A 7995-nucleotide genomic window follows, 5' to 3' on the forward strand; every position below is an offset into this window, starting at 1 on the left:
ACTGTTCGTCGACAAGGTCTGGGACTGGAAGCGCGAATCGGGCGGCCAGATCCAGGGCCAGATGCGCCGCCTCGGCGACGGCGTGGACTGGAGCCGCGACCGCTTCACCATGGACGAGGGCCTGTCCCGCGCCGTGCAGACCATCTTCAAGCGGCTCTACGACACGGGCCTCATCTACCGCGCCGAACGCCTGGTCAACTGGTCGCCGGTGCTGAAGACCGGCATCTCCGACCTCGAGGTCGACTACAAGGACGTGGAGGGCGAGCTCGTCTCGCTGCGCTACGGCTCGCTGAACGACGACGAGCCGCACGTGATCGTGGCCACCACCCGCGTCGAGACCATGCTCGGCGACACCGCGGTGGCGGTGCACCCGGACGACGAGCGGTACGCGGCGCTGGTCGGCACCACGCTGTACCACCCGATCACCGGTCGGCAGATCCCGATCGTGGCCGACGACTACGTCGATCCCGAATTCGGCTCCGGTGCGGTGAAGATCACCCCGGCGCACGACCCCAACGACTTCGAGCTGGGTCTGCGCCACAACCTGCCCATGCCGACCATCATGGACGAGACCGGCAAGATCGCCGGAAGCGGAACCGAATTCGACGGCATGGACCGCTTCGAGGCCCGGCGCGAGATCCGCGAGCGCCTGGAGGCCGAGGGCCGCGTGGTCGCCCGCAAGTTCCCGTACGTGCACAGCGTCGGCCACTCCGAGCGCTCCGGTGAACCCATCGAACCGCGGCTGTCCATGCAGTGGTGGGTCAAGGTGGAATCCCTCGCCAAGGCCGCCGGTGACGCCGTGCGCGCGGGCGATGTGCGGATCCACCCCGCCAGCCAGGAGCCGCGCTGGTTCGAATGGGTCGACAACATGCACGACTGGTGCATCTCACGGCAGCTGTGGTGGGGGCACCGCATTCCGATCTGGTACGGCCCCGAGGGCGAGATCGTGTGCGTCGGCCCCGACGAGCAGGCCCCCGAGGGCTACGTGCAGGACCCCGATGTGCTCGACACCTGGTTCTCCTCGGGCCTGTGGCCGTTCTCCACCATGGGCTGGCCCGACGCCACCCCGGAACTCGGAAAGTTCTATCCCACCAGCGTTCTCGTCACCGGCTACGACATCCTGTTCTTCTGGGTGGCCCGAATGATGATGTTCGGCATGTTCGTCTCCGACGACCCGGCGCTCACCTCGGGCAAGGGCGGACAGCGGCAGGTGCCGTTCCAGGATGTGTTCCTGCACGGCCTGATTCGCGACGAACACGGCAAGAAGATGTCCAAGTCGCGCGGCAACGGCATCGACCCGCTGGACTGGATCAGCGAATACGGCGCGGACGCGACCCGCTTCACCCTCGCCCGCGGCGCACAGCCCGGCAGCGACCTGTCCATCGGCACCTCGCACGTGATGGCCTCGCGCAGCTTCGTCACCAAACTGTTCAATGCCACCAAGTTCGCGCTCATGAACGGCGCGGCACCGGGCGAGCTGCCCGCCCGCGACACCCTCACCGACGCCGACCGCTGGATCCTGGACCGGCTCGAAGACGTTCGCGCCCAGACCGATACGGCGCTGGACCGCTACGAGTTCAGCAAGGCCCTCGAAGGGCTGTATCACTTCGCCTGGGACGAGCTGTGCGACTGGTACCTGGAGCTGGCCAAGGTGCAGTTCGCCGCATCCGAGGAGCGCGCCGCCGGCACCCGCATCGTGCTCGGCAATGTGCTGGATTCGGTGCTGCGCCTGCTGCATCCGGCCATTCCGTTCGTCACCGAGGCGCTGTGGCGGGCGCTCACCGGCGGTGAATCCCTCGTGATCGCGCGGTGGCCCGAGACCTCCGGCGTGCCCGCCGACGCGGTGTCGGATCGCCGCATCGCCGACGCCCAGCGTCTCATCACCGAGATCCGCCGCTTCCGCAGCGATCAGGGGCTCACCGACAAGCAGAAGGTGGCCGCGAAGCTCATCGGCATCGAGGCCGCCGACCTCACCGGGCAGCTCGCCGAGATCGCCGCGCTCGCCCGGCTCACCGAGGCGGGTGAGGATTTCGCCGCCACCGCCGCACTCGAGGTGCGCCTCAGCGATGCCACCGTGACCGTGGAGATCGACACCTCCGGCACCGTCGACCTCGACGCCGAACGCCGCCGCCTGGAGAAGGATCTCGCCGCCGCCCAGAAGGAATTGGCGGGCACCACCGCCAAACTCGGCAACGAGGGCTTCCTCGCCAAGGCGCCCGAGGATGTGGTGGCCAAGATCCGGGGACGCCGGGAACTCGCCGCCTCCGAGGTCGAGCGCATCGGCGCGCGGCTGGCGGAGATCGAGAAGCTGGCGGAGCGCAAGTGAACGACGAGCCGGAGCGCCGGTACGCGGAGGAGCCGTTGACCGGCGGCACCTCCCCGGTCGACCTCGCCGAAATGGCCCTGGTCGAAGCCGAACTGGATCAGCGCTGGCCGGAAACCAAGATCGAGCCGTCGCTCGCGCGCATCTCGACGCTCATGGATCTGCTGGGCTCGCCGCAGCAGGGCTACCCGGCCATCCACATCGCCGGAACCAACGGCAAGACGTCGGTCACCCGCCTGATCGACGCCCTGCTCACCGCCCTGCACCGGCGCACCGGGCGGATCACCAGCCCGCACCTGCAACTGGCCACCGAGCGCATCGCCATCGACAACGCGCCCATCACCCCCGGGCGCTATGTCGAGACCTTCCGTGAGATCCAGCCCTACGTCGAGATGATCGACGCACAGTCCACGGCGGCGGGCGGTCCGGCCATGAGCAAGTTCGAGGTGCTCACCGGCATGGCCTACGCCGCCTTCGCGGAGGCGCCGGTGGACGTGGCCGTGGTCGAGACCGGTATGGGCGGGCGCTGGGACGCCACCAATGTGATCGACGGGCAGGTCGCGGTGATCACCCCGATCGGGTTGGACCACACCGACTATCTGGGACCGGATCTCACCTCGATCGCGGGGGAGAAGGCCGGGATCATCAAGAAGGCTCCCGACGACGGACTGGTGCCGCGCGACACCGTGGCCGTCATCGCCCAGCAGGAGCCCGAGGTCATGGAGGTGCTGCTGCGCCGCGCCGTCGAGGTCGACGCCGCGGTCGCGCGGGAGGGCTCGGAGTTCCGGGTGCTGTCGCGGGCAGTGGCCATCGGCGGGCAGATGCTGGAGCTCCAGGGTCTGGGCGGGGTGTACGACGAGATCTTCCTGCCGCTGCACGGTGAGCATCAGGCCCGCAATGCCGTGCTGGCACTGGCCGCCGTCGAGGCGTTCTTCGGTGCGGGCGCGCAGAAGCAGCTCGATATCGACGCCGTCCGAGCGGGATTCGCGGCCGCCGCGAGTCCGGGGCGGTTGGAGCGCATGCGCAGTGCGCCGACCATCTTCATCGACGCCGCGCACAATCCGGCGGGTGCGCGGGCGTTGGCGGCGACCCTGACCGACGAATTCGACTTCCGCAAGCTGGTCGGTGTGATCGCGGTCTTGGGGGACAAGGACGCCGGTGGCATCCTCGACGCCCTGGAGCCGATCTTCGACACCGTCGTGGTCACCCAGAACGGTTCGCCGCGCGCCCTGCCCGTCGACGATCTGGCCAACCTGGCCGTGCAGCGCTTCGGCGACGAACGCGTCGCGGTCGCCCACGACCTGGCCGACGCCATCGAAACCGCCATCGCCCTCGCCGAGGAGGGCGAGGATATGGTCTCGGGGGCGGGCATCGTCGTCACCGGTTCGGTCGTCACCGCCGGGGCGGCCCGCTCACTGTTCGGAAAGGACCCCGCGTGAACGGCCCCCCATCCCACGACCCAGTGCCCGCGCCCGCCACCGATCCGTGGAAGGGCTTCCGCGGGGTGATGGCCGGGGCGCTGATCCTGGAGGCCATCACCGTGCTGCTGGCGCTGCCGGTGGTGGCGGCGGTGGGCGGCGGGCTGGAGTGGTGGTCCACCGCCTATCTGGTCGTGCTGGCCGCGGTGATGGTCGTCGGCTCCGGATTGCAGCGGCGGCCCTGGGCCATCCCGTTCAATCTGGGCTTGCAGATCTTCGTGATGGCGGGCACGTTCATCCACCTGTCCATCGGCATCATCGGCATCGTCTTCGCCGCGGTGTGGGTGTTCATCCTGGTGCTGCGCGCGGATGTGAAGAAGCGTATGGAGATGGGCCTGCTCCCGAGCCAGCGCACCGAGAATCAGGGCTGACGTCGCCGGATTCGGGAGTTCGCGCGCTCCCCGGTTACGCTGTGCGCCGTGACTGAGCAGACGTTGGTTCTCATCAAGCCGGACGGCGTGGCCCGTGGCCTGATCGGTGAGATCATCACCCGTATCGAGCGCAAGGGTCTGAAGATCGCCGCGCTGAAGCTTGTGAACGTCTCCGAGGAGCTGGCGGGCGAGCACTACGCCGAGCACAAGGAGAAGCCGTTCTTCGGTTCCCTGATCGAGTTCATCACCTCCGGCCCCGTGGTCGCGGCGATCCTCGAGGGTCCGCGCGCCATCACCGCCTTCCGCCAGATCGCGGGCGGCACCGACCCGGTCGAGAAGGCCGTCCCCGGCAGCATCCGCGGCGACTACGCCCTGGAAACCCAGTTCAACCTCGTCCACGGCTCCGACTCGCCCGAGTCCGCCAAGCGCGAGATCTCCCTCTGGTTCCCCGAAACCGCCAACTGACACAGCGCCCGTTCGCATCGGCCGCGCCGTCGCCCACCCCCGGGTGCCTCATCTCTCCGCGCACCCGGGGTGCCTTTCTGCCTGCGTAAACCCTCTCCGCCCGAGTAACCCCCCGTTGGTTCGCGGCGCGTCCCGGTTCTGGACTGACCGGAGCGGAGGAGCGAAGCGGGGGAGCGGAGGGAGGGAAGGACCGGGACCTCCAGCGCCGCGAACCCGCCGGAGCGGAGCGGAGGCAATTAGACACAGTGTGGGATACTGGGCAGCGGATGTAGCCGACGCCGGTCACTAGCGGCAGGTGGCGGCCACAACCGAGGCACCGCAGCATGACGGACGGTCATCGCTGCCGCCGACAGCTTCCGAGACTCGGCTGTCGGGCGGCACGCTGGATGAACGCTCGTGCGGTGGTGTTGAGCCAACCAGCCAGGCGCCGCGTGACCAGTTAGCCGAACGACGACAACAGGCGAACACCGGACACGCGGGGCGAGACCATACGACCTCGAGCCCACCGGGCACCGAGGCGAACGGACAGTGCCCCCGCGTCGGCCGCGTCACTCCCAGAGGGACGCGCCCGGGGGTCCGAGGAGAATTCGTGGCCGAACAAGAGCCGCAGGACGCATCGCAGGTGAACGGTGAAGGGGAGGCGGGCCGTTCGGGACAGGGACAGTCGGCTACCGCCCCGGCCGCCGAACAGTTGCCGGAACGGATCCGAGTGCACGCACTGGCGAAGTTGCTGGGCACGACCAGCAAACGCATCCTTGCCCACCTGACCGAGATGGGCGCGCAAGCCCGCAGCCCCCAATCCAGTCTGGACCGCACCGTCGCCGAAACCGTGCGTGACGCGTTCGGGCCGCGTGACGTGGAAGTGACCGCCGCGACCGTGCCCGGTGACGCCGCCCCGACGTCCGGGACCGTAGCCGCCGAGGCGACCGCGGCCGAGACCACGGCGGTGGCGGCTGCGGCCGGTCAGGCCGCCGCGACCGTCGACGAGGCCATTGCCGCGGGCGATGACCGGACCGCCGACGAGCTGGCCGCCGAGGAGGTCGAGCAGGCCGAGGCCGCCGAGTCGACCGCCGCGCACCAGCCGACCACCCTGTTCGCCAGCCCGTTCCAGTCCGTGGCGCCGGCCGCCGAGGAATCCGTGGTCTTCGAGCCCCCCGCCGTGGTGGCCGCACCGCTGTTCCTGCCGCCGGACGCCACCGCCGCCGAGGAGCTGCGCCGCAAGCGCCGCGTCGAGCGCAAGCCCAAGGAGGAGCCGGTCGAGGAGACCGCGCCCGCCGCCGAGGAGCCCGCACCCGCCGAGGACAGCACCGACGAGGGCGACTGGGACGAGAACCGCGACAAGAACGACGGCGCCTCCCGCCGGCGCCGCCGGGGCCGTCGCGGTCGTGGCCGGGGTCGCGGCGAGCAGCAGAACGAGGGCGAGGACAACGTCTCGGAGTCCGAATCGGATACCGACGACGAGGACGAGACGCGGACCGCCGCCGCCGAGGCGTCGGCCGAGAGCGAATCCGGCGAGGACGAGGCCGAGGAGTCGGCCGTGCCGGAGGGCGCCAGTTCCCGCCGTCGCCGTCGGCGTCGCCGCCGCAAGGGCGGGGAGGACGGCGACAACGAGCCCGCCGACGACGATCCGCCGAACACCGTCGTGCACGAGCGCGAACCGCGCAACAAGCGGCGCGCCGAGAAGAATGTCGACGAGGTGCAGGGCATCACCGGTTCCACCCGGTTGGAGGCCAAGCGCCAGCGTCGCCGCGACGGCCGCGAAGCCGGTCGCCGTCGCCCGCCGATCCTGACCGAGTCGGAGTTCCTGGCGCGGCGCGAGTCGGTGGACCGCGTGATGGTGGTGCGGGAGAAGCACTTCGCCGAGCACCCGACCGCCACCACCCAGGTGGCGGTGCTCGAGGACAACATCCTGGTCGAGCACTTCGTCACCAGCACCGGGTCGGCCTCCATGGTCGGCAATGTGTACCTGGGCAAGGTGCAGAACGTGCTGCCCTCGATGGAGGCGGCGTTCGTCGACATCGGCCGCGGTCGCAATGGCGTGCTGTACGCGGGCGAGGTGAACTGGGAGGCCGCCGGGCTCGGCGGCAAGGAGCGCAAGATCGAGCAGGCGCTCAAGCCCGGTGACACCGTGCTGGTGCAGGTCTCCAAGGATCCGGTGGGCCACAAGGGCGCCCGCCTGACCACCCAGATCAGCCTGGCCGGTCGCTTCCTGGTGTACGTGCCCGGCGGCACCTCCACCGGTATCTCGCGCAAGCTGCCCGATACCGAGCGCAAGCGGCTCAAGGAGATCCTGCGCGATATCGTGCCGCAGGACGCGGGCGTCATCATCCGCACCGCCTCGGAGGGCGTGAGCGAATCCGAGCTTGCCCGCGACGTGGAGCGGTTGCAGAAGACCTGGCGCACCATCGAGGAGCAGGCCAAGAACGGCTCCGGCGCGCCCAAGACGCTGTACGAGGAGCCCGACCTGCTGGTCAAGGTCGTGCGCGACCTGTTCAACGAGGACTTCTCCAAGCTGGTCATCGAGGGCGATCGGGCCTGGACGACCGTCGAGAACTATGTGCGCACGGTCGCCCCGGACATGCTGAACCGGGTCGAGCGGCACGACGACAACGGTGTGGACGTGTTCGGCGCGTTCCGCATCGACGAGCAGCTGGCCAAGGCGCTCGACCGCAAGGTGTGGCTGCCCTCGGGCGGCACCCTGGTGATCGACCGCACCGAGGCCATGACCGTGATCGACGTGAACACCGGCAAGTTCACCGGTTCCGGCGGCTCCAATCTGGAGGAGACGGTCACCCGCAACAATCTGGAGGCGGCCGAGGAGATCGTCCGCCAGATGCGGTTGCGCGATATCGGCGGCATGATCGTCGTCGACTTCATCGACATGGTGCTGGAGTCCAACCGGGATCTGGTGCTGCGCCGCCTCACCGAGGCGCTGGGTCGTGACCGCACCCGCCACCAGGTGTCCGAGGTGACCTCGCTGGGCCTGGTCCAGATGACCCGTAAGAAGCTGGGCACCGGCCTGGTCGAGGCGTTCTCCACCACCTGTGAGCACTGCCACGGGCGCGGGATCCTGGTGCACAACTATCCGGTCGAGTCCGCTCCGGCGGAGGAGGGCGGGGGCCGCCGCGAGGGTCGCCGTCGTCGCAAGGACAAGGGCGAGAAGGCCGCCGCCGCGCCGGAACCGGCCGTGGTGGAGGAGAAGGCCCCGCCGACCGAGGAGAAGGCCGCCGCCAAGCGGGCCCACCCGGTGGCGCTGGCCATGGCCGCCCACCAGGCCGAGGACTCGGCGCACGAGGCCGCCGAGGCCGCCGTCGTCGCCGTGGAAGCGGTCGATCTGGCGGTGGCGCAGGCCGAGACC

Annotated in this window: 5 protein-coding genes; all 5 read left to right on the plus strand. The window is 69.7% G+C overall.

Annotated features, from left to right (window positions below):
- On the plus strand, positions 1-2326 hold a 2326-nt coding region (locus ON31_RS08480), incomplete at its 5' end, for a valine--tRNA ligase (RefSeq protein WP_039811260.1).
- Entirely contained in the window at positions 2323-3762 is a 1440-nt protein-coding gene (gene folC, locus ON31_RS08485; RefSeq protein ID WP_411157818.1) for a bifunctional tetrahydrofolate synthase/dihydrofolate synthase, read from the plus strand. The genes ON31_RS08480 and folC, both read left to right, overlap by 4 nt.
- A 68-nt stretch (positions 3763-3830) precedes the next feature.
- Complete coding sequence (locus ON31_RS08490; RefSeq protein WP_081592300.1) at positions 3831-4172, plus strand: DUF4233 domain-containing protein; 342 nt, start codon at positions 3831-3833, stop codon at positions 4170-4172.
- Between the two features lie 48 nt (positions 4173-4220).
- The gene (ndk, locus tag ON31_RS08495; RefSeq protein WP_029927102.1) at positions 4221-4637 is read left to right on the plus strand and encodes a nucleoside-diphosphate kinase; all 417 of its coding nucleotides are present in this window, start codon (positions 4221-4223) and stop codon (positions 4635-4637) included.
- Between the two features lie 589 nt (positions 4638-5226).
- Positions 5227-7995: translation initiation factor IF-2 N-terminal domain-containing protein (locus ON31_RS08500; RefSeq protein WP_081592301.1), on the plus strand; the 2769-nt coding region annotated here is incomplete at its 3' end.

Origin of the sequence: Nocardia otitidiscaviarum NBRC 14405, assembly GCF_000308635.1 — a bacterium.
Classification (GTDB): Bacteria; Actinomycetota; Actinomycetes; order Mycobacteriales; family Mycobacteriaceae; genus Nocardia; species Nocardia otitidiscaviarum.